This window comes from Pseudomonas sp. 3A(2025), assembly GCF_054589175.1.
This window is the reverse complement of the sequence record NZ_BAAILM010000002.1, coordinates 97741-119962: the sequence shown is the minus strand read 5'-3', so window position 1 is coordinate 119962 and position 22222 is coordinate 97741. Positions and strand designations below refer to the sequence as shown.

The 22222-nt window shown below is 59.9% G+C and carries 22 protein-coding genes and 1 pseudogene; 13 read left to right on the top strand and 10 right to left on the bottom strand.

All coding sequences use genetic code 11. The annotated features are described in order from the left end of the window. The first annotated feature begins 213 nt into the window (after window positions 1–213). The 8 genes from ACYP2A_RS00780 (at window position 214) to ACYP2A_RS00745 (ending at window position 7627) form a co-directional block, all read left to right on the top strand. Window positions 214–1242: an amino acid ABC transporter substrate-binding protein gene (locus ACYP2A_RS00780; RefSeq protein ID WP_459741849.1), complete on the top strand. Its 1029-nt coding sequence runs from the start codon at window positions 214–216 to the stop codon at window positions 1240–1242. Window positions 1243–1315: 73 nt separating this feature from the next. Next, window positions 1316–2497 (top strand): amino acid ABC transporter permease, encoded by a 1182-nt coding sequence (locus tag ACYP2A_RS00775; protein WP_459741848.1) that lies wholly within the window; start codon window positions 1316–1318, stop codon window positions 2495–2497. Between the two features lie 10 nt (window positions 2498–2507). Then, complete coding sequence (locus ACYP2A_RS00770; RefSeq protein WP_459741846.1) at window positions 2508–3605, top strand: amino acid ABC transporter permease; 1098 nt, start codon at window positions 2508–2510, stop codon at window positions 3603–3605. 10 nt (window positions 3606–3615) lie between these two features. Then, window positions 3616–4380 (top strand): amino acid ABC transporter ATP-binding protein, encoded by a 765-nt coding sequence (locus ACYP2A_RS00765; protein ID WP_459741843.1) that lies wholly within the window; start codon window positions 3616–3618, stop codon window positions 4378–4380. A gap of 170 nt (window positions 4381–4550) precedes the next feature. After that, complete coding sequence (locus ACYP2A_RS00760; RefSeq protein ID WP_459741842.1) at window positions 4551–5801, top strand: CynX/NimT family MFS transporter; 1251 nt, start codon at window positions 4551–4553, stop codon at window positions 5799–5801. Between the two features lie 76 nt (window positions 5802–5877). Continuing rightward, on the top strand, window positions 5878–6369 hold the full coding sequence (locus ACYP2A_RS00755) for a nuclear transport factor 2 family protein (RefSeq protein ID WP_459741840.1): 492 nt from the start codon (window positions 5878–5880) through the stop codon (window positions 6367–6369). Continuing rightward, complete coding sequence (locus ACYP2A_RS00750; protein WP_459741838.1) at window positions 6362–6661, top strand: GIY-YIG nuclease family protein; 300 nt, start codon at window positions 6362–6364, stop codon at window positions 6659–6661. Before ACYP2A_RS00755 ends, ACYP2A_RS00750 begins: the two co-directional genes overlap by 8 nt. 33 nt (window positions 6662–6694) lie before the next feature. After that, entirely contained in the window at window positions 6695–7627 is a 933-nt protein-coding gene (locus tag ACYP2A_RS00745) for a glutathione S-transferase family protein (RefSeq protein ID WP_459741836.1), read from the top strand. Here ACYP2A_RS00745 and ACYP2A_RS00740 read toward each other — a convergent pair whose 3' ends face one another. Next, complete coding sequence (locus ACYP2A_RS00740; protein WP_459741834.1) at window positions 7628–7978, bottom strand: glutaredoxin family protein; 351 nt, start codon at window positions 7976–7978, stop codon at window positions 7628–7630. 4 nt (window positions 7979–7982) lie between these two features. Then, window positions 7983–8984 (bottom strand): nucleoid-associated protein YejK, encoded by a 1002-nt coding sequence (yejK, locus tag ACYP2A_RS00735; RefSeq protein ID WP_459741832.1) that lies wholly within the window; start codon window positions 8982–8984, stop codon window positions 7983–7985. A gap of 363 nt (window positions 8985–9347) precedes the next feature. On the opposite strand from yejK, the gene ACYP2A_RS00730 reads away from it, so the two are divergent. After that, the gene (locus ACYP2A_RS00730; RefSeq protein WP_459741831.1) at window positions 9348–9629 is read left to right on the top strand and encodes an HU family DNA-binding protein; all 282 of its coding nucleotides are present in this window, start codon (window positions 9348–9350) and stop codon (window positions 9627–9629) included. A 60-nt stretch (window positions 9630–9689) separates the two neighbouring features. Here the strand turns inward: ACYP2A_RS00730 and rlmF are convergent, their stop codons facing one another. Together rlmF and ACYP2A_RS00720 are read right to left on the bottom strand one after the other, a co-directional pair. Beyond that, entirely contained in the window at window positions 9690–10715 is a 1026-nt protein-coding gene (gene rlmF / locus ACYP2A_RS00725) for a 23S rRNA (adenine(1618)-N(6))-methyltransferase RlmF (RefSeq protein WP_459741829.1), read from the bottom strand. 92 nt (window positions 10716–10807) lie between these two features. Further along, a complete protein-coding gene (locus tag ACYP2A_RS00720; protein WP_459741827.1) occupies window positions 10808–13654 on the bottom strand; it encodes a valine--tRNA ligase in 2847 nt (948 codons plus the stop codon). A 181-nt stretch (window positions 13655–13835) separates the two neighbouring features. Between ACYP2A_RS00720 and ACYP2A_RS00715 the strand changes: the two genes are divergently transcribed. Further along, window positions 13836–14957 (top strand): RHS repeat-associated core domain-containing protein, encoded by a 1122-nt coding sequence (locus ACYP2A_RS00715; protein ID WP_459741825.1) that lies wholly within the window; start codon window positions 13836–13838, stop codon window positions 14955–14957. A 35-nt stretch (window positions 14958–14992) separates the two neighbouring features. On the opposite strand, the pseudogene ACYP2A_RS00710 reads toward ACYP2A_RS00715, so the two are convergent. Next, window positions 14993–15151, bottom strand: a pseudogene (locus tag ACYP2A_RS00710) (DNA polymerase III subunit chi); the annotation flags it as partial. A 325-nt stretch (window positions 15152–15476) separates the two neighbouring features. Here ACYP2A_RS00710 and ACYP2A_RS00705 point away from each other — a divergent pair. Then, window positions 15477–16592 (top strand): RHS repeat-associated core domain-containing protein, encoded by a 1116-nt coding sequence (locus tag ACYP2A_RS00705; protein ID WP_459741822.1) that lies wholly within the window; start codon window positions 15477–15479, stop codon window positions 16590–16592. A 20-nt stretch (window positions 16593–16612) separates the two neighbouring features. Here ACYP2A_RS00705 and ACYP2A_RS00700 read toward each other — a convergent pair whose 3' ends face one another. Genes ACYP2A_RS00700 through ACYP2A_RS00690 form a run of 3 tightly spaced genes read right to left on the bottom strand, consistent with a single transcriptional unit; the run spans window position 16613 to window position 18991 of the window. Beyond that, the gene (locus ACYP2A_RS00700; protein WP_459741820.1) at window positions 16613–17014 is read right to left on the bottom strand and encodes a DNA polymerase III subunit chi; all 402 of its coding nucleotides are present in this window, start codon (window positions 17012–17014) and stop codon (window positions 16613–16615) included. A 7-nt stretch (window positions 17015–17021) separates the two neighbouring features. Beyond that, window positions 17022–17450: a DNA polymerase III subunit chi gene (locus ACYP2A_RS00695; RefSeq protein ID WP_459741818.1), complete on the bottom strand. Its 429-nt coding sequence runs from the start codon at window positions 17448–17450 to the stop codon at window positions 17022–17024. A gap of 50 nt (window positions 17451–17500) precedes the next feature. Then, entirely contained in the window at window positions 17501–18991 is a 1491-nt protein-coding gene (locus tag ACYP2A_RS00690) for a leucyl aminopeptidase (RefSeq protein ID WP_459741816.1), read from the bottom strand. Between the two features lie 279 nt (window positions 18992–19270). Here ACYP2A_RS00690 and lptF point away from each other — a divergent pair, with 279 nt between their 5' ends. Both lptF and lptG read left to right on the top strand, forming a co-directional pair. Continuing rightward, window positions 19271–20392, top strand: coding sequence for an LPS export ABC transporter permease LptF (gene lptF / locus ACYP2A_RS00685; RefSeq protein WP_459741814.1), 1122 nt, complete (start codon window positions 19271–19273; stop codon window positions 20390–20392). Then, window positions 20379–21440: an LPS export ABC transporter permease LptG gene (gene lptG / locus ACYP2A_RS00680; protein ID WP_459741813.1), complete on the top strand. Its 1062-nt coding sequence runs from the start codon at window positions 20379–20381 to the stop codon at window positions 21438–21440. Before lptF ends, lptG begins: the two co-directional genes overlap by 14 nt. Here the strand turns inward: lptG and ACYP2A_RS00675 are convergent. Both ACYP2A_RS00675 and ACYP2A_RS00670 read right to left on the bottom strand, forming a co-directional pair. Continuing rightward, window positions 21437–21889, bottom strand: coding sequence for an RDD family protein (locus ACYP2A_RS00675; protein ID WP_459741812.1), 453 nt, complete (start codon window positions 21887–21889; stop codon window positions 21437–21439). The genes lptG and ACYP2A_RS00675 overlap by 4 nt on opposite strands. An 82-nt stretch (window positions 21890–21971) precedes the next feature. Continuing rightward, window positions 21972–22184: a cold-shock protein gene (locus tag ACYP2A_RS00670; protein WP_198631666.1), complete on the bottom strand. Its 213-nt coding sequence runs from the start codon at window positions 22182–22184 to the stop codon at window positions 21972–21974. Between the last annotated feature and the right edge of the window lie 38 nt (window positions 22185–22222).

The window sequence follows — 22222 nt, the reverse complement described above, 5'->3', positions numbered from 1 at the left end:
ATCCCAGCTACAGGATTCACGTCACGATTCATTCCGTTTTAACGATACGGAAAAAATCATGGGGCTTTGGTCCGCGAGACGGCGGGTAATGGTTTCACAAACGGACCCAACGTCGCACGACCCAAAAAAAAGCCAGCACGGGTCGTTACTGCCCCACAAGGGTGCGACGTGACTGAAGCTCCCACACAACAAAGAGCAAACTGGAGGTTATGAATGAAGATGTTGAAATCCACCCTGGCGGTCGTGACCGCTTTCGCAGCACTGGGCATGACCGGTGTCGCCAATGCCGGTGCAACGCTTGACGCAGTCCAGAAAAAGGGCTTCGTACAGTGCGGCGTCAGCGATGGTCTGCCAGGCTTCTCCGTTCCTGATGCCAAAGGCGTTATCACCGGTATCGACGCTGATGTCTGCCGCGCTGTAGCCGCTGCCGTATTCGGTGACGCCACCAAGGTCAAGTTCAGCCAGTTGAACGCCAAAGAGCGCTTCACCGCGCTGCAATCGGGCGAAATCGACGTGCTGTCGCGTAACACCACCTGGACCAGCTCGCGTGACTCGGGCATGGGCCTGACCTTCGCCGGCGTGACCTACTACGACGGCATCGGCTTCCTGGTAAACAACAAGCTGGGCGTTAAAAGCGCCAAAGAACTGGACGGCGCCACCGTGTGCATCCAGGCCGGTACCACCACCGAGCTGAACGTTTCCGACTACTTCCGCGCCAATGGCCTGAAGTACACCCCGATCACTTTCGACACCTCCGACGAAAGCGCCAAGTCGCTGGAAAGCGGCCGTTGCGACGTGCTGACCTCCGACCAGTCGCAGCTCTACGCACAACGCAGCAAGCTGGCCAATCCGAAGGACTACGTGGTTCTGCCGGAAGTGATCTCCAAGGAGCCACTGGGTCCGGTCGTGCGTAAAGGCGACGAAGAATGGCTGGCCATCGTCAAGTGGACCCTGTTCGCCATGCTCAACGCCGAAGAAGCGGGCGTGACCTCCAAGAACGTCGAAGCTGAAGCCAAGTCGACCAAAAACCCTGACGTTGCCCGTATGCTCGGCGCCGACGGCGAGTACGGCAAAGACCTGAAACTGCCGAAAGACTGGGTGGTGAAAATCGTCAAGCAGGTCGGTAACTACGGTGAAGTGTTCGAGCGCAACCTGGGCGAGAACACCCCGCTGCAGATCAAGCGCGGCCAGAACGCCTTGTGGAACAACGGCGGCATTCAGTACGCTCCTCCGATTCGCTGATTTGACCCTGCACCCGGCTGCCTGAACAGGCTGCCGGGTGCTTTGCACCGTTCCATTTTTTCCGGGGCATTTCATGCAAAAACATATCGACGCACCCAAACAAAAGCTCACCCTGAGCGACCCCAAAGTGCGCGCCTGGCTATTCCAGATCATCACCATCGTGGCGGTGGTCTCCCTGGGCTGGTTCCTGTTCGACAACACCCAGACCAACCTTGAACATCGTGGTATCACCTCCGGTTTCGGCTTTCTCGATCGCAGTGCGGGCTTCGGTATTGCCCAGCACCTGATCGACTACACCGAAGCCGACAGTTATGCCCGCGTCTTTCTGATCGGCCTGCTCAATACGCTGCTGGTATCGTTCATCGGCATCATTCTGGCGACGCTGCTGGGTTTCAGCATCGGTATCGCTCGTCTGTCGCCCAACTGGATGGTCAACAAGCTGGCGACTGTCTACGTCGAGGTGTTCCGTAACATCCCGCCGCTGTTGCAGATCCTGTTCTGGTACTTTGCGGTCTTCCTGACCCTGCCCGGTCCACGCAACGCCCATGGTTACCTCGACATGTTCTATGTCAGCAGCCGTGGTGTGAACATGCCGCGTGCCCTGGTGGCCGAAGGCATGACAGCATTCCTGGTCAGCCTGGTGGTGGCCGTGATTGCCACCGTGGTCATGGTCCGCTGGGCCAACAAGCGTTTCGAGCTGACCGGCGAGCCTTTCCACAAGTTCTGGGCAGGCCTTGGCCTGATGCTGGTGATTCCGGCATTGAGCATCCTGATTGCCGGTGCGCCTGTGCACTGGGAAATGCCTGAACTGCGTGGCTTCAACTTCGTCGGCGGCTGGGTATTGATCCCTGAACTGCTGGCGCTGACCCTGGCGCTGACGGTCTATACAGCGGCGTTCATCGCCGAGATCGTACGTTCCGGCATCAAGTCGGTCAGCCATGGCCAGACCGAAGCTGCCCGTTCATTGGGCCTGCGTCCGGGTCCTACCCTGCGCAAGGTGATCATTCCCCAGGCACTGCGGGTGATCATTCCGCCATTGACCAGCCAATACCTGAACCTGGTGAAGAACTCTTCGCTGGCCGCCGGTATCGGTTATCCGGAAATGGTTTCGCTGTTTGCTGGCACGGTACTCAACCAGACCGGGCAGGCGATCGAAGTCATTGCCATCACCATGAGCGTGTACCTGGCAATCAGCATCAGCATTTCCCTGTTGATGAACTGGTACAACAAGCGCATTGCGCTGATCGAGCGGTGAGGAAACGCGCATGAGTACACATACGTTCAAACCCAATCTGGCACCGCCAAAATCCACCGTCGGTGTGGTTGGCTGGATGCGCAGTAACCTGTTCTCCAGCTGGTTCAACACCGTACTGACCCTGTTCTCGTTGTATCTGGTGTGGCTGATTGTGCCACCGATCCTCAACTGGGCCATTCTGGATGCGAACTGGGTCGGCACCACGCGCGCCGACTGCACCAAGGCCGGTGCATGCTGGGTGTTCATCGAGCAGCGCTTTGGCCAGTTCATGTACGGCTACTTCCCCGGCGACCAACGCTGGCGTGTCGACCTGACCGTGATCCTGGCCATCGTCGGTATCGCGCCACTGTTCATCAAGGCGTTCGAGCGCAAGCTCCATTACGGCCTGGGTTTTCTGGTGCTGTACCCGATCATCGCCTTCTACCTGCTGCATGGCGGCGCGTTCGGTCTGACCACCGTGCCTACCAGCCAGTGGGGCGGCCTGATGCTGACCCTGGTCATCGCCACCGTCGGTATCGTTGGGGCCTTGCCGCTGGGTATCCTGCTGGCGCTGGGACGGCGTTCGAACATGCCGGCGGTGAAAGTCGTCTGCGTGACGTTCATCGAGTTCTGGCGCGGTGTGCCGCTGATTACCGTACTGTTCATGTCCTCGGTCATGCTGCCGTTGTTCCTGCCTGAAGGCATGAACTTCGACAAGCTGCTGCGTGCACTGATCGGTGTGATCCTGTTCCAGTCGGCCTACATCGCCGAAGTGGTGCGTGGTGGTATGCAGGCCATTCCCAAGGGCCAGTATGAAGCCGCTGCGGCCATGGGTCTGGGCTACTGGCGCTCGATGGGTCTGGTGATTCTGCCGCAAGCCCTGAAGCTGGTGATCCCCGGCATCGTCAACACCTTCATTGCCTTGTTCAAGGACACCAGCCTGGTGATCATCATCGGTCTGTTCGACCTGCTCAACAGCGTCAAGCAGGCTGCGGCCGACCCGACCTGGCTGGGCATGGCCACCGAAGGCTATGTCTTCGCGGCCCTGGTGTTCTGGATTTTCTGTTTCGGTATGTCCCGCTACTCCATGCATCTGGAGCGCAAGCTGGACACTGGCCACAAGCGTTAGGAGTTTCGTGATGAGTGAAGCAGTCAAAAAGCCGCTGGGCGCCGAAGGTATGATTCGTCTGGAAGGTGTACACAAGTGGTACGGCCAGTTCCATGTGCTCAAGGACATCAACCTCAATGTGCGTCAGGGTGAGCGTATCGTGCTGTGCGGGCCATCGGGCTCGGGCAAATCGACCACCATCCGTTGCATCAACCGTCTGGAAGAGCACCAGCAGGGGCGCATCATTGTCGATGGCACCGAACTGACCTCCGACCTGCGGCAGATCGAAACCATCCGCCGTGAAGTGGGCATGGTGTTCCAGCACTTCAACCTGTTCCCGCACCTGACCATTCTGCAGAACTGCACCCTGGCACCGATGTGGGTACGCAAGATGCCGAAGAAGCAGGCCGAAGAAATCGCCATGCACTACCTTGAGCGTGTGCGTATTCCGGAGCAGGCGCACAAGTTTCCTGGCCAGTTGTCCGGTGGTCAGCAACAGCGTGTGGCGATTGCCCGCGCCCTGTGCATGAAGCCCAAGATCATGCTGTTCGACGAGCCGACCTCGGCACTCGACCCGGAAATGGTCAAGGAAGTACTCGACACCATGGTCAGCCTGGCCGAAGAGGGCATGACCATGTTGTGCGTGACCCACGAAATGGGCTTCGCCCGTACCGTGGCCAACCGGGTGATCTTCATGGACAAGGGTGAAATCGTCGAACAAGCCGCGCCAAACGACTTCTTCGACAACCCGCAAAGCGACCGTACCCGTCTGTTCCTCAGCCAGATCATTCATTGATCCAGGCGTGATGCAGATAAAAAACCGGACCTCGCGTCCGGTTTTTTTATTCGTGCGCCGCGTGCTGCCGCGCCCCTGCAATTGTGCTGAACCTTGTAATCCTCATTCTTCTCCAACAGGATACGCGCCCCTCCCTGCGACGGGGGCGACACCTGAGACCTGAGGATTCAATGACCGCCAAGCCACCGCACGACCCTTCACCGACCGACGATACCTTGATCGATGCCAGTACCGGCAAGGCTGTTCCACGCATCCGTACCTGGCTGTTGCTGCTGGGCCTGGTGCTGGTGGCCATCAACCTGCGTCCGGCACTATCCAGTGTGGCGCCCTTGCTCAATGACGTGTCGCAGGCGTTGGGGCTGTCGGCGGCCAAGGCCGGCTTGCTGACCACCTTGCCGGTGTTGTGCCTTGGTCTGTTTGCGCCGCTGGCGCCATGGCTGGCACGGCGTTTTGGCAGTGAGCGGGTCGTACTGGGCATTCTGTTTACCCTGGCGCTCGGTATCGGGCTGCGTAGCCTGTTTGGCGAAGTAGGGCTGTTTGCCGGCAGCCTGCTGGCCGGTGCCAGTATTGGCATCATCGGCGTGCTGTTGCCGGGTATCGTCAAGCGCGATTTTCCCAACCGTGCAGGCGCCATGACCGGGGTCTACACCATGGCGCTGTGCCTGGGCGCGGCACTGGCGGCTGGCGCCAGTGTGCCGCTGAGCCATGCCTTCGGTGAGCGCTGGGACGCCAGCCTGGCGTTCTGGGTGATTCCGGCGTTGCTCGCCGCGCTGTTCTGGTGGCCGCAGACACGCCAGTTGTATGGCACACAGCGCAGTATGGTCAAGGTGCGCGGCCTGTTGCGTGATCCGCTGGCCTGGCAAGTGACCCTGTACATGGGCTTGCAGTCTTCGCTGTCGTACATCGTCTTTGGCTGGCTGCCCTCGATCCTGATCGGCCGCGGCCTGAACCCGACCGAGGCCGGCCTGCTGCTCTCCGGCTCGATCATCTGCCAACTGGTCAGCGCCTTGAGTGCCCCCTGGCTGGCGACCCGTGGCAAGGATCAACGCCTGGCGATCGTGGTGGTCATGGGCATGACCCTGACCGGTCTGTTCGGCTGCCTGTATGCGCCTGTCGAAGGACTGTGGGGATGGGCGATCCTGCTGGGTGTCGGTCAGGGCGGCACGTTCAGCCTGGCGCTGGCCCTGATCGTGCTGCGCTCGGCCGACTCGCACGTGGCCTCCAACCTGTCGGGCATGGCCCAGGGCATCGGCTATACAGTCGCCTCTATCGGGCCATTCGCCGTCGGCGTGGTGCACGATGCCACGGGAACCTGGGGGCCGATCGGCTGGATTTTCGGCCTGCTGGGCCTGGGTGCGATCATCGCCGGGCTGGGTGCCGGGCGTGCGCGTCAGGTCCAGGTCAGCCACGATACGCCGTGAGCCTGCATGCGGCAGTTGGCAGACAGGCCAATTGCCGCTTATCGTGCAGTCAACTTTCTCCGGGACGCCTGCCAGCATGGATTACGAACAACAAAGTCAGATCAACAGCGCATTGATCAGCCGTTTCTACGAGGCCTTTCAGCAACTCGATGCCGAGGCCATGGCGGATTGCTACAGCGACGACGTGCTGTTCAGCGACCCGGTATTTGGCACTTTGCGTGGACAACAGGCCAGTGACATGTGGCGCATGCTCACCGCGCGGGCGAAAGACTTCTCGGTGGTGTTCGACCAGGTGCGCGCCGATGACCGGAGCGGCAGTGCGCACTGGGTGGCGACCTATCTGTTCAGCCAGACCGGGCGTACCGTGATCAACGATATCCAGGCACGTTTTGTGTTCAGGGACGGCAAGATAATCGAGCACCACGACCAGTTCGACCTGTGGCGCTGGTCGCGTCAGGCGTTGGGCACCAAGGGCCTGCTGCTGGGCTGGACACCGCTGGTGCAGAACGCCATACGCGCCCAGGCGCACAAAGGCCTCAAGGCATTCGCTGAGAAACGGCGTGGCTGAAGTTCTGGTGGGCGAAACGCCGCCAAAGCCCTGGTACGTCTACCTGGTGCGCGCGGCCAACGGCTCGCTGTACTGCGGCATCAGCGACAACCCGCAACGACGGTTCATTGCTCATCAGCGCGGCAAGGGCGCGCGCTATTTTCATTCGAGTCCTGCGGTGGCGCTGGTGTACGTAGAAGCGTGGCCGAGCAAGGGTGAAGCATTGCGCCATGAGCGGCTGATCAAGAAGTTGCGCAAGAGTGCCAAGGAAGCCCTGGCGGCTTCTGCTTGTGATTCGCGACAGGAGGGATAAGCTCAGGACTTCCGTCCAAGCAAGGAACCGAGCATGTCCGAGCTGATCCTGCACCATTACCCCGCCTCGCCATTCGCCGAAAAAGCCCGTCTGATGCTGGGCTACAAAGGCCTGTCCTGGCGTTCGGTATTCATTCCCGCCGTGATGCCCAAGCCCGACCTCACTGCACTGACCGGCGGCTACCGCAAGACGCCGGTGCTGCAAGTGGGGTCAGACATCTATTGCGACACTGCGCTGATTGCCCGGCGCCTGGAGCAGGAAAAGGCCACGCCGGCGTTCTACCCCGAAGGCCAGGAGTTCGCTGTCGCCGCGCTGGCGGCCTGGGCGGATGTGAACCTGTTTCAGCATGCGGTCAGTCAGGTGTTTCAGCCAGAGTCCATGGCGCTGCGGTTTTCCAGACTGCCCCCGCAAGCGGTCGAAGCCTTCAAGGCCGACCGTGCCGCTTTGTTTGCCGGTGGTTCGGCATCGCGGTTGCCGCTTGCGCAAGCCTTGCACCAGTGGCCGACCTTCATGTCGCGGCTGGAGCAACAGCTGGAGCGCAATGGCGATTACCTGTTCGGCGAGCCATCGATTGCCGATTTCTCTGTGGCTCATCCGCTGTGGTTTCTGCGCCAGACCCCGATTACCGCGCCGACGGTGGACGAGTATCCCGCCGTAGCCGCCTGGCTCAAACGTGTCGAAGGTTTTGGTCACGGCGCTTTTAGTGCGCTGAGTGCAGAAGAAGCCATCGAAGTGGCTGCCAATACCACCCCGGTTGAAGTGCCGAACGAAGTGTTCACCGAGCCTAACGGCTTCAAGGCGGGTGATCAGGTGGTGATCTCGGCCATCGATTACGGTGTTGATGGCGTGGAAGGGGAGTTGGTGTTCGCAGGCCGTGAAGAGCTGATTCTGCGCCGCGAAGACCCTCGCGCCGGGGTCGTGCATGTGCACTTCCCGCGGCTGGGGTTCAAGATCGAGAAACGCTAGTTATTTCAGCGCTGCCTCGATCTGCTCCGGGGCAAAATCGCGCAGCAGGGTACCGTTGACATCCAGCATCGGAATACCGCGTCCGCCCAGCGCTTCGTAGGCCTTGCGGCCTTCGACGCTGGTGTCGATGTCATAGTCGGTGAAAACGATGCCCTTGCTGTCCAGAAAGCGCCGTGCCTGCTTGCAGTAGCCGCACCATTCGGTCGAATACATCACCACCCGCGCCTGGCTGTAGCGTTGTGCTTGCTCAGGTGTGGGCGGATTGATGACGTGTTCGATCCTGCCCCAGTTCTGGTAGATCACTACCACCAGCAGGATCAGCGCGACTTTCTTGAGGGTTCGTTGCAGCATCGGCTCAGCGTCGTTTCAACTGGTCGGTAAGCTGGGTCGGCAAGCCCTTGATGATCAGCGTGCCGGCGGCTTCGTCGTACTCGACCTTGTCGCCCAGCAGGTGGGCTTCAAAGCTGATCGACAGGCCTTCGGCGCGACCGGTGAAGCGGCGGAACTGGCTCAGGGTGCGTTTGTCGGCCGGAATCTCGGGCGACAGGCCGTAATCCTTGTTGCGGATATGGTCGTAGAACGCCTGCGGGCGTTCTTCGTCGATCAGCTCCGACAGTTCGTCCAGCGCAATGGGCTCGCCCAGTTTGCTCTGGCTGGTGGCGTAGCTGACCAGCGCCTTGGTCTTTTCGCGGGTGGCCTCTTCGGGCAGGTCTTCGCTTTCGACAAAGTCACTGAACGCCTTGAGCAGGGTGCGGGTTTCGCCGGGGCCGTCGACGCCTTCCTGGCAGCCGATGAAGTCGCGGAAATACTCCGAGACCTTCTTACCGTTCTTGCCCTTGATGAACGAGATGTACTGCTTGGACTGCTTGTTGTTCTGCCACTCGGAAATGTTGATGCGCGCCGCCAGGTGCAACTGGCCCAGGTCCAGATGCCGCGACGGGGTGACATCGAGTGAGTCGGTGACTGCCACGCCTTCGCTGTGGTGCAGCAGGGCGATGGCCAGGTACTCGGTCATGCCTTGCTGATAGTGGGCGAACAGCACATGGCCACCGACCGACAGGTTGGACTCTTCCATCAGTTTTTGCAGGTGCTCGACGGCGGTGCGGGTGAAGGCGGTGAAGTCCTTGCTGGTGTCCAGGTACTCTTTCAGCCAGCCGCTGAAGGGGTAGGCGCCCGACTCGCTGTGAAACAGCCCCCAGGCTTTGCCCTGTTTGGCGTTATAGCTTTCATTGAGGTCGGCCAGCAGGTTTTCGATGGCCGCCGACTCGGCCAGTTCGCTGTCGCGTGCGTGCAGGACTGCAGGCGTGCCGTCGGGTTTCTTGTCGATCAGGTGGACGATGCAATGACGGATCGGCATGGATTTCTCGGCTCGGGAAAGTGAAGAGCGGTGCGGCTCGTGGCAAGGCGGCCAGTGTACCGCAGGGTCGCGATAAATGGCCGATGTGGCTGTTTTTCATCCAATTGGGGTTTTTGAGTGGCTTTTTTTGCGCCAAAGGCCGCAAAACCTGACCAAAAGGATAGCCAGAGGCGGATATTTGCCCGGCTCTGTGCTAGTTTTGCGCGGTCTTGCGCACTCCAGCGCGTCAGGCATGCAGTTTGTGCACGTGCTGGCGAACCAAATCATGGTTTCAGTATCTACAACTTCGCGATTGATCGTGGCTGCCAATGGCCGACGTTGCACTCTGCAATCCATATGAATTTTATAGGGAAGGAACACCACATGGCTCTTACCAAAGACCAGTTGATCGCCGATATCGCAGAAGCTATCGACGCGCCGAAAACCACAGCGCGTAGCGCTCTGGAGCAATTGGGCCAGATCGTTGCTGATCAACTGGAAAACGGTGCTGAAATCACTCTGCCAGGTATTGGCAAGCTGAAAGTCACCGAGCGTCCAGCGCGTACCGGCCGCAACCCTTCGACTGGCGCTGCCATCGAAATCGCTGCCAAGAAAGTGGTCAAGTTCGTTCCAGCCAAAGTGCTGACCGACTCGATCAACAAGTAAGCTCAGGCTTGCTGTAAAAAAGCCGTGCAGGGTTTGCCCCGCACGGCTTTTTTGTGGGCGTCAGTTGGACGCCCAGCGCTCTGCACGCCATTTGGCCTGCTCGGCTGCATCATGAAAGGTCCAGGCCACGAAGCGGCTCTGCTTCTGTCCCTGACCCATCTCCACGACCCGAACGTCAAAGGCGCCAATCTTTTTCAGCCGGTGCTGAATCTCCGGCAGGTTCGCAGCCTTGGACACCAGCGTACTGAACCACAGCACCTGCTCAGGTATCTGCGCGCTCTCGTCGATCAGGCGAGTGACAAAGCCGATCTCGCCGCCTTCGCACCATAACTCCTGCGCCTGGCCGCCAAAGTTGAGCACCGGCAGCTTGCGCTTGGGGTCGGCCTTGCCCAGTGCCCGCCATTTGCGCTGGCTGCCGCGTGTGGCCTCCTCCAGAGACGCGTGGAAGGGCGGGTTGCACAGGCTCAGGTCAAAGCGCTCGGTGCTGTCGAGGAGGCCACTCAGGATGTGCTGGCGGTTGCTCTGCTGGCGCAGGCTGATGGCTTTACCCAGGCCGTTGGCCTTGACGATGGTGTTGGCGGCGGCCAGCGCCTTGGCGTCGATCTCCGAGCCTGCGAAGTGCCAGCCGTAGTCGGCATGGCCCAGCAACGGATAGATACAGTTGGCGCCGGTGCCGACATCCAGCACCTTGACCGCTGCGCCACGCGGGATTACCTGCTGGTTATGTTCGGCCAGCAGGTCGGCGAGAAAGTGCAGGTAGTCGGCGCGCCCGGGAATCGGCGGGCACAGGTAATCGGCAGGAATATCCCAATGGGCGATGCGGTACTGCGCCTTGAGCAAGGCCCGATTGAATACCCGCACCGCCGCCGGGTTGGCAAAGTCGATGCTCTGCTTGCCGTAGGGGTTGAGGATGACGAATTCGGCCAGTTCCGGACTGCTCTTGATCAGCGCCGGGAAATCGTAACGGCCCTGATGGCGGTTGCGCGGGTGCAATGTGGCTTTTACCGGCGGCGTGGCGGGCTTTGCCTGACGCTGGTGCTTTTCGCGTTTAGGCTTTTTACGTGGAGGCTTTGGCGTATCGGTCATGGGCCGTATCCGGGTGTCAGGCTGAATGCACAGAATACAGGCGTGCATAAAAAAGCCAGCCCGCGAACGGGCTGGCTGTTTGCACCAGCGCCTTACAGGCTGCTGATACGGGCGTGCTGCTCGGCCAGTTTGCTCAAGGCTTGTTCAGCCTCGGCCAGTTTGGCGCGTTCTTTGTCGATGACTTCGGCAGGTGCCTTGTCGACGAAGGCAGCGTTGGACAGCTTGCCGCCCACGCGTTGCACTTCACCTTGCAGGCGCTGGATTTCCTTGTCCAGACGCGCCAGTTCCGCGCCCTTGTCGATCAGGCCGGCCATGGGCACCAGCACTTGCATCTCGCCCACCAGGCCGGTGGCCGACAGCGGCGCTTCGGCACCTGCGGCCAGGACGGTGATCGATTCGAGCTTGGCCAGCTTCTTCAGCAGGTGCTCGTTGTCGCCAAGGCGGCGTACGTCTTCGGCATTGGCGTTGTTGAGGAACAGTTGCAGCGGTTTGCCGGGACCGATGTTCATTTCGCCACGGATGTTGCGCACCGCCAGCATCAGGCCCTTGAGCCATTCGATGTCGCCTTCGGCGGCTTCGTCGATGCGCGCCTCAACGGCCACCGGCCATGGTTGCAGCATGATGGTCTTGCCTTCGGCACCGACCAGCGGCGCCAGGCGCTGCCAGATTTCTTCGGTGATGAACGGCATGAACGGGTGCGCCAGACGCAAGGCGACTTCGAGCACGCGCACCAGGGTGCGGCGGGTGCCGCGTTGGCGCTCGATCGGCGCGTTCTCGTCCCACAGTACCGGCTTGGACAGCTCAAGGTACCAGTCGCAGTACTGGTTCCAGATGAACTCGTACAGTGCCTGCGCCGCCAGGTCGAAGCGGAACTGCTCCAGTTGGCGGGTCACTTCGGCTTCGGTGCGTTGCAACTGCGAGATGATCCAGCGGTCCGGCAGCGACAGCTCGTAGGCCTCGCCGTTCTGGCCGCAGTCTTCGCCCTTGTCCAGCACATAGCGCGCCGCGTTCCAGATCTTGTTGCAGAAGTTGCGGTAGCCCTCGACACGGCCCATGTCGAACTTGATGTCGCGACCGGTCGAAGCCAGCGAGCAGAAGGTGAAGCGCAGCGCGTCGGTGCCGTAGCTGGCGATACCGTCGGCGAACTCCTGGCGGGTCTGCTTCTCGATCTTCTTCGCCAGTTGTGGCTGCATCAGGCCGCTGGTGCGTTTCTGTACCAGGGTTTCCAGGTCGATACCGTCGACGATGTCCAGCGGGTCCAGGACGTTGCCCTTGGACTTGGACATCTTCTGGCCCTGGCCGTCGCGCACCAGGCCGTGCACGTACACGGTCTTGAACGGAACCTGAGCGGTGCCGTCTTCATTCTTCACCAAGTGCATGGTGAGCATGATCATCCGCGCGACCCAGAAGAAGATGATGTCGAAGCCGGTGACCAGCACGTCGGTGGAGTGGAAGGTCTTCAGCGCTTCGGTCTTTTCCGGCCAGCCCAGGGTCGAGAAGGTCCACAGGCCCGAGCTGAACCAGGTGTCGAGTACGTCGTTGTCCTGATGCAGGACCACATCGCTGGCCAGGTTGTTCTTCGCGCGCACTTCGGCTTCGTCTCGGCCCACATACACCTTGCCCGACGCGTCGTACCAGGCCGGAATGCGGTGGCCCCACCACAGCTGACGGCTGATGCACCAGTCCTGGATGTCGCGCATCCACGAGAAATACATGTTTTCGTACTGCTTGGGCACGAACTGGATGCGGCCATCTTCTACGGCAGCAATGGCCGGTTCGGCCAGCGGCTTGGTGGACACGTACCACTGGTCGGTCAACCACGGCTCGATGACGGTGCCGGAGCGGTCACCCTTTGGCACTTTCAAGGCGTGATCGTCGACGCTGACCAGCAGGCCGGCGGCGTCGAACGCGGCGACGATCTGCTTGCGGGCCTCGAAGCGGTCAAGACCTGCGTATTGCGCAGGCAATTGAGCATCAAGACGGTCATTCAGCGTGCCGTCGAGGTTGAACACTTGAGCGGTGCCCAGTACAGCGGCGTTCTTGTCGAAGATGTTGATCAGCGGCAGGTTATGGCGCTTGCCGACTTCATAGTCGTTGAAGTCGTGGGCCGGGGTGATCTTCACGCAGCCGGTGCCGAACTCGGGGTCGCAGTAGTCATCGGCGATGATCGGAATGCGGCGACCGATCAGCGGCAGCTCGACGAACTTGCCGATCAGGGCTTTATAGCGCTCGTCTTCCGGGTTTACCGCTACGGCCGAGTCACCGAGCATGGTTTCCGGGCGCGTGGTCGCGACGACCAGGAAGTCCTTGCCCTCGGCGGTCTTGGCGCCGTCAGCCAGTGGATAACGCAGGTTCCACAGGAAGCCTTTCTCGTCGTGGTTTTCAACTTCCAGGTCGGAGATAGCGGTGTGCAGCTTGGTGTCCCAGTTGACCAGACGCTTGCCGCGATAAATCAGGCCATCTTCGTACAGACGGACAAAGGCTTCCTGCACAGCGGCGGACATGCCGTCGTCCATGGTGAAGCGCTCGCGGCTCCAGTCGACGGACGAACCGAGGCGGCGGATCTGGCGGCTGATGTTGCCACCGGACTCGGCTTTCCATTCCCAGATCTTGTCGAGGAATTTTTCGCGGCCCAGTTCGTGACGGTTCTGACCCTGGGCTTCAAGGCGGCGCTCGACCAGCATCTGGGTGGCGATGCCGGCGTGGTCGGTACCCGGTTGCCACAGGGTATTGCGGCCTTGCATGCGGCGGAAACGGATCAGGGCGTCCATGATCGCGTTGTTGAAGCCGTGACCCATGTGCAGGCTGCCGGTCACGTTCGGCGGCGGGATCATGATGGTGTACGAGTCACCAGCCCCCTGCGGAGCGAAATAGTTCTCGGACTCCCAGGTCTGGTACCAGGAAGTTTCGATAGCGTGCGGCTGGTAAGTCTTGTCCATGCGCGGCGGGAACCTGTGGCATTGATTCGGAAACCGGCAAGTATAGCGCCGCAGGGCAGCGACAAGCCATAAGTGGTGAGCGACAAGCGGACTGCGTTACTAGCAGATCTGCTAGTTATCCCTCATTGGGGAGGGCGCGATAATCCGGCTTCTTCAATCTGTTTGCCGGGTGGCCGCGACCATGAATGATCTTTCTGGCACCGAGGCTGTGCTGTGTCGCTATCGATATGACGCGCTGGATCGCCTCGCGGGCGTCAACACCGAGACGGCAGAGCCTGCGCAGCGCTTCTATCAGAAGACCCATTTGAGTGTCGAGATACAAGGTGCCGTGCGCCGCTCGGTGTTTCAGTTCGAAGACCAGCTACTGGCCGAGAATCGTCCTGGTGGTTCGACAGGCCGGTCGGAATTGCTGGGCACTGATGGGCAGCGCAGTGTGTTGCATATACAGGGGGGGCAGGGGCAGCAGTCGATTGTCTATAGCGCTTATGGCCACGGCCCATCTGCCGATGCCTTGCCGGGATTCAACGGCGAGCGCCGGGATCCGCTGACCGGGCATTATTTGCTGGGCAATGGGTATCGTGCGTACAACCCGGTGCTGATGCGGTTTAACCAGCCGGACAGTTTGAGTCCGTTTGGACGGGGCGGGTTGAATGCGTATGCCTATTGTGAGGGGGATCCGGTTAATCGTCGGGATCCGAGTGGGCATATTTCAGGGCCATTGGGTGTAGGCATGAGCATGTTTTCTGTCAAGCGGTTGTCACCCATTGAGAGATTGCCTGGAGAAATTCTTGAACATCTCTTCAATTACCTCCCTAATCAATCGTTGAGCCGTTTGAGCAAGACCTCATCTACGATGAATTGGCGGGTGCTTGGGCTGTCAAAAACTCCACGAATCGATATTTCTGATGCGGGGGCATTGAGGAAGATCGAAATGGATGTGACAGGTAAAACATGGGGCGTGATGCCTTCGCGTCTCAAGGGCGACGCTGTCTATACAGTCGGGTTTGAAGAGGCTGCGGCAGCCCACAGAGCCAGGTTGGCTGCCCAGATAGAAGGTGTTAGTTCGGAGATGCAATCAATCATTGATAGTGTCGTGCGTCCAGGTGCAAGTCCTCAAAGGTTTAGGAATGTGATCGCTGATGCCATGCAACAAAACGCAGCACTTCCCGACATCCAGGCAGATATTGCTGCGGTAAATGCACATTATGATCTTTTGGCGTCACAGCACTACAGTCTTAGGGTAGAGCGAGCAGTTTTGCCACTCTTGGTAAGATCGATTCGCGCAAGACTGGATCCTCGATAATGGCGATCAGTGCAGAAGTTTTTATGTCGCCGGCTTCACTTCTTCTGTTGCTGCCCCAACAACCGCTCATGCCGCGCCTCAAGCCGCTTTTTGATCTCGGTTTCAATAGGCGGCGCAAAGTCATTGATCATATCCTGCATGATCAACTGCGCAGCAGAACGCAGCTCGGTGTCCAGGTGCAGCAATGTATCTACGCTCGGCGCGCCCGGCTTGGCCTGTGCAGGTTCAACGGCAGGCGGTGCAGCGGCGGTTACAGGTTTTCATCTTCGAGCAGCCTGCGCATCGATTCAAGGTCGTTCAACGGGTGTGCCGGTTCTGCTTTTTGAAGTATCCACCGTGTGCTCAAAGACGTTGTAGTCGGTGATCGGAGCATGGTCCTGCTACCTCGCAGGGCAGCGACTGTCATAAGTGGTGAGCGACAAGCGGACTGCGTTCCTGGCAGATATGCTAGTTATCCGTTACGGGGGGAGGGGGAGATAATCCGCTTTCCTTCAATCTGTTTAACGGGCGGCGGCGATCATGAGTGATCTTATTGGCACCAAGAGCCTGCTTTGCCGCTATCGATATGACGCCCTGGATCGCCTCGCGGGCGTCAACACCGAGACGGTAGAGCCTGTGCAGCGCTTCTATCAGAAGACCCGTTTGAGTGTCGAGATACAAGGTGCCGTGTGCCGCTCGGTGTTTCAGTTCGAAGACCAGCTAATGGCCGAACATCGCCTCAGTGGTTCGACAGGCCGGTCGGACTTGCTGGGCACTGATGGGCAACGCAGTGTGTTGCACACACAGGGTTCACAGGGGCAGCAGTCGATTGTCTATAGCGCTTATGGCCACAGCACACCTGCCGATGCCTTGCCGGGTTTCAACGGAGAACGCCGTGATCCGCTGACCGGGCATTATTTACTGGGCAACGGTTACCGCGCATACAACCCGGTGCTGCTGCGCTTTAACCAGCCGGACAATTTGAGTCCGTTTGGACGGGGTGGGTTGAATGCGTATGCCTATTGTCAGGGGGATCCGGTGAACAGGCGTGATCCGAGTGGGCATATTTCAGGGGTTAGGGTTCCAGGCCTGACGATGTTTCCTCAGGCGTTTCCCCTTCAAAAGCTGCCTGGTGAAATGCTTGAACAGGTATTCAAGAGCCTTTCTGCACAGAATCTGATCAGTATTGCAAATACGTCTACTGAGATGCAACGGAGGGTGATGGGGCTTTCAAAAGTTCCCAAATACGATCTCGAAGACGCAACTGCGCTGTTGAGCATCCAAAGAGATTTGAAGGGAGGGACGCAAGGCGTTTTGCCCGCTCGACTTAAAAATGATGCCGCTTATAAAGCCAGGTTTGAACGGATTGCAGCAGGCAGTGACGAGAGAATGGCTGCTCACATTCAAGAAACTAAAGCCCGGAGGAAATCGTTCATTGCTCGCGTAGCGGGTAAAAGTATGAGTCACGAGCATTTTCTAAATGCGGTAGCTAGTACTAGAAGGAACAACGCAGGCGCTCCTGATAGGCTGGCAATTATCAATGGTGTAAGCGATCGCTACGATGAGTTTTGGATAAGGCAACGCAGACTTGAGCAACAGCGTATAGAGTTGCAGGCGTTGGCAAAATCGATCCGCTTTAACCTACAGTCGCGATAGCGCTCATGACCCCCAATCCATCACTTCTTCTGCTGCCCCAACAACCGTTCAAGCCGCGCCTCAAGCCGCCTTTTGATCTCGGTTTCAATATGCGGCGCAAAGTCATTGATCACATCCTGCATGATCAACTGCGCAGCAGAGCGCAGTTCGGTGTCCAGGTGCAATAGCGTATCTACGCTCGGCGCGCCCGGCTTGGCCTGTGCCGGCTCGGCGGCAGGCGGCGTAGCGGCGACTTGCAGAAGGGCAGGCGGCGTTTCGACAGGTGCTGGCGCGACCCGGTCGGACAGCATCGGAATCTGTGCGTCGCTGTGTACGGTGTCGGTCAGCAGCGGCGGTTGCAGGTTTTCATCTTCCAGCAGCTTGCGGATCGATTCGAGATCGTTCAACAGGTGCGCCGATTCTGCTTTTTTTGAAGTATCCATCGTGTGCTCAAAGACGTTGTAGTCGGTGATCCTGCGGAGCATAGCCCTGTTTGCGGTATTCCCGAAAGCTCTCGCGCGCGGCCAGGCGAATCGCCGGGTCTTCGGTCACGACCTCGGCGACGCGGGCAAAACGCGTGAAAAAAGGCGCGATGCGCACGTCCAGGTTGACCAGTAAATCCTGATGCTGGCCTGGGTCATCGCCCAGGCCCAATACCACCGGGGCCTGCTCGTCGGTTTCGGCATCGCCGTGCGGCACGAAACTCTCGCCCTTGAAGCGCCACAGGCGCGCATCGAGGTCGGCGCGCTGGGCGGCGTCGCTGCAATGCAGGTAAACCCGGTGGCCGAGGCGCCAGGCTTTTTCGGTGAGCTTGCAGGCAAAGTCCAGCCGCGCCTCAAGAGACGGACTGGGCAAAATGTAGAAATCAATTTGGGTCATAAGCGGCTCAGCGGCTGCGCCTTACTCAAAGAGCAAGGCGCAGTCAGCGGTCAGGCTCCGGCGCGATCGAGCAGGTATTGGGTCAGCAGTGGCACTGGACGGCCAGTGGCGCCCTTGTCCTTGCCGCCGCTGAGCCAGGCCGTGCCGGCGATGTCCAGGTGTGCCCAGTCATAGGCCTTGGTGAAGCGCGACAGGAAGCAGGCGGCGGTGATGGTGCCGCCTTTCGGGCCGCCGATGTTGGCGATGTCGGCGAACGGGCTGTCCAGTTGTTCCTGGTATTCGTCGAACAACGGCAGTTGCCAGGCGCGGTCGTCGGCTTGTTTGCCGGCGTCGAGCAACTGGTTGATCAACGCGTCGTTATTGCCCAGCAGGCCCGAGGTGTGGGCGCCCAGGGCGACGACACAGGCGCCGGTCAGAGTAGCGATGTCGATGACCGCCTGCGGCTTGAAGCGCTCGGCATAGGTCAGTGCATCGCATAGCACCAGACGGCCTTCGGCGTCGGTGTTGAGGATTTCGACGGTCAGGCCGTTCATGGTGGTGACGATGTCGCCCGGACGGGTTGCGGTGCCACTTGGCATGTTCTCGGCCGCAGCGACGATGCACACCAGGTTGATCGGCAGTTGCAGCTCGAGCACCGCACGCAGGGTGCCGAACACGCTGGCGGCGCCGCACATGTCGAACTTCATCTCATCCATGGCCGCAGCTGGCTTGATGCTGATACCACCAGTGTCGAAGGTGATGCCCTTGCCGACCAGTACGTACGGCTTCTCGCTTTTTTTGCCGCCCTGGTAGTTCATCACGATCAGGCGCGGCGGCTGGGCGCTGCCCTGAGCCACGGCCAGGAACGAGCCCATGCCCAGTTCCTTGAGTTTTTTCTCGTCGTGAACTTCGACCTTGAGGTTTTTGTAGGCCTTGCCCAGTGCCTTGGCCTGTTCGCCCAGGTAAGTCGGGTGGCAGATGTTCGGCGGCAGGTTGCCCAGGTCGCGGGTCAGGGCCATGCCGGTGGCGATGCCACGGGCGTGGGTGACGGCGCTTTCGACTTCGGCGGTGCTGGCCTTGGCGGTCAGCAGGGTGATTTTCTTCAGGGTCAGTACTGGCGCCTTGGTGCTCTTGAACTGGTCGAAGACGTATTCACCGTCGAGCAGGGTCTCGGCCAGCAGACGGGTCTTGCCATAGGTTTCACGCTGCTTGACGCGTACTTCGTCCAGAGCGATGGCCGCATCGCTGCCGCCCAGACCCTTGAGGGTCGACAGAATACCGGCGATGACTTTTCTGAACTGGCGGTCGGACAATTCTTCGTCCTTGCCCACGCCCACCAGCAGCACACGTTCGGCCTTGAGGTTGGGCAGGTTGTGCAGCAGCAGGCTCTGGCCGACCTTGCCGGCCAGGTCGCCACGCTTGAGCACCGCTGTCAGTGCGCCGCCGCTCAGGGTGTCGACACTCTTGGCGGCCGCTCCCAGCACCCGACCTTCGCCGACGGCGAGAATCAGGGTGGCGGTTTTCAAGGTTTCTGGGCTAACGCTTTTAACAACCAATTCCATGTCGGGTCCCCGAATGACTGTGTGCTTTGCAAATGAATGAATGCATAGATGCGCGCGGCAGGGCCGGGCGGGCTTGAAGTCGACCCGCAGTTTGACCCTGTGCGGCAATCGCTGACAACCCCGATTGAGCACTGTAGGAGAGGGATGTGAGAACTATCCGGGCCGCGCAGTGACAGAAGGAGTCAATCACAGGATAATGCCGCATCGTTTTCGCCTATACCGTGGCTCGTCTTTTCCCTTGTCCGGCCGTTTGTGCCTGGCAAACCTGGAGTGTCTGGTTTGATTGTCTTTCGTTATCTGTCCCGGGAAGTGCTGGTCACATTGAGTGCGGTCAGCGCCGTGCTGCTGGTCATCATCATGAGCGGACGTTTCATCAAGTACCTGGCCCAGGCGGCTTCCGGGGCGCTGGACCCTGGCGTTCTGTTCCTGATCATGGGGTTTCGCCTGCCGGGTTTTCTGCAACTGATCCTGCCGCTTGGGTTGTTTCTCGGCATCCTGCTGGCTTACGGCCGGCTGTACCTTGAAAGCGAGATGACCGTTCTGGCGGCCACCGGCATGAGCCAGCAGCGTTTGCTGGCCATTACCCTGGCACCGGCGGCGCTGATTGCGCTGCTGGTGGCCTGGCTGAGCTTCAGCCTGGCGCCACAGGGCGCGGCGCAGTTTTCGGTGCTGATCAACAAGCAGGACTCGCTGACCGAATTCGACACCCTGGTGCCTGGGCGCTTCCAGTCGCTACGTGACGGCACACGCGTCACTTACACCCAGGAATTGTCCGAAGACCGCACCCAACTGGGCAGCATCTTCATTTCCGAGCGGCGTGTGGCCACTGACAAAGACAGCGGCATCACCGTGCTGGTCGCCGAGAAAGGCCGTCAGGAAATACGCCCTGATGGCAGCCGCTTCCTGGTGCTGGAAAACGGCTACCGCTACGACGGTAATCCGGGTGAGGCCAATTACCGGGCCATTCAGTACGACACTTATGGTGCGTTGCTGCCCAAGCCCGAGATCAGCGCCGAAGTCACCGAGCGCGACGCTATCCCGACCTCCGAACTGTTCGGCAACGATACCCCGCGCTACCAGGCCGAGCTGCACTGGCGGATGTCACTGCCGATTCTGGTGTTCATCGTGACCCTGATGGCCGTGCCCTTGTCGCGCGTCAATCCTCGTCAGGGCCGCTACCTGAAACTCTTGCCGGCGATTCTTCTGTACATGGCTTACCTGACCATTCTGATTGCGGTGCGCGGTGCGCTGGAGAAGGGCAAGCTGCCCATGGCGCTGGGCATGTGGTGGGTGCACGCCCTGTTCCTGTCGATCGGGCTGGGGTTGCTGTACTGGGAACCGTTGCGCCTGAAGCTGGCCGGTCGCCGCACTGCAGTGGAGGTGGCTCATGGGCCGGCTTGATCGTTACATCGGCAAGAGCGTCTTCCTGGCGATTCTGGCCGTACTGGGCATCATCCTCGGGCTGGCCTCGCTGTTTGCCCTGATCGACGAAATGGGTGATATCAGCGACAGCTACACCCTGCTGGACGCCGGCGCCTTCGTCTTGCTCACCGCGCCGCGCCGGGTCTACGAAATGCTGCCGATGGCCGCGCTGATTGGTTGCCTGATCGGCCTGGGCAGCCTGGCCAGCAGCAGTGAACTGACCATCATGCGCGCGGCTGGTGTGTCCATCGGCCGGATTGTCTGGGCGGTCATGAAGCCCATGCTGGTACTGATGCTGGTGGGCGTGCTGGTCGGTGAGTACGTGGCACCGGCGGCCGAGAACAAAGGCCAGGCCGATCGTTCGCTGGCTCAGGGCACGGGCGAGTCGCAAAGCGCCAAGCACGGCCTGTGGCACCGCCAGGGCGAAGAGTTCATTCACATCAACAGTGTGCAGCCCAATGGCCTGATGTATGGCGTGACCCGCTATCGCTTCGACGATCAGCGCCACATGCTGACCTCAAGCTTTGCCCGTCAGGCCAATTACCAGCAGGATTACTGGGAACTGACCGACGTCACGACCACGCACTTCCGTAATGGCCAGACCGACATCGTCAAGACCCCGACCGAGCGCTGGGAAGTCACGCTCAGCCCGCAACTGCTCAGCACTGTAATCATGCCGCCTGAGTCGCTGTCGATTACCGGTCTTTGGGGGTATGCGCACTATCTGGCCGATCAGGGCCTGAACAATGGCCGTTACTGGCTGGCGTTCTGGACCAAGGTTCTACAACCTCTGGTGACCGTGGCGCTGGTGTTGATGGCGATCTCGTTCATCTTTGGCCCATTGCGCTCGGTAACGCTGGGCCAGCGTGTCTTCACTGGCGTGCTGGTGGGCTTCATCTTCCGTATCGCCCAGGACCTGCTCGGCCCATCGAGCCTGGTGTTTGGCTTCTCGCCACTGTTTGCGGTGCTGGTGCCTGCGGGTATCTGCGCCGTGGCCGGCGTGCTCTTGCTGCGCAGGGCAGGTTAAGAGCCACCCTTGGGTAAACGCACCAGCACGCTATTTGAATAGATATCGTGCCAGGTGCGGCCCTGTTTATCGTGCAGACTCCAGAAAAATCCGGCTCCACAACACAGCCCCGAGGCGATGGCGACCATGAAGCGCAGCAGCGCCTGGGTCAGGCTGATTGCACCGCCGTCGGCGTTTTGCACGCGTATGCCCCAGGCCTGCATGCCCAGGGTCTGGCCGTTGCGGGTCCAGAACCCTGCGTAAAAGGTGAAGGCCGCCAGTAATAGCAGCGTCGACAACAGCGGGTCACCGTCCATGGCGCCCGACTCGGTCAGTTGGCGCAGACGAGCCTGGCCGACAAATGCCATCCAGATCAGCTTGTAGATGAAGGCTGTGACGATCAGCACGGCCAGGCACAGCAGCAGGTCGTAACTGGCAGCGGCGAGGCGGCGTATCAGGCTTGCTGGCATGGCTTGACCTCATGGCGCTATTAAATCGCGCCCACAAAAAAGCCCCTGATAAATCAGGGGCTCTTGGCGATCAGGCAGAAGCTTAGGCTTCGGCTTGAACTTCATCAGCCTGCAAGCCTTTCTGGCCTTGCACAGCGATGAAGGTCACTTTCTGGCCTTCTTTCAGGCTCTTGAAGCCGTTGCCCTGAATCGCGCGGAAGTGCACGAACAGATCCGGACCGCTTTCTGGAGTGATAAAACCAAAACCTTTCTCGTCGTTGAACCACTTGACGGTGCCGCTCTGACGTTGGGACATGTTCTTATTTCCTTGACGCTTGAATTTAATGACAGACT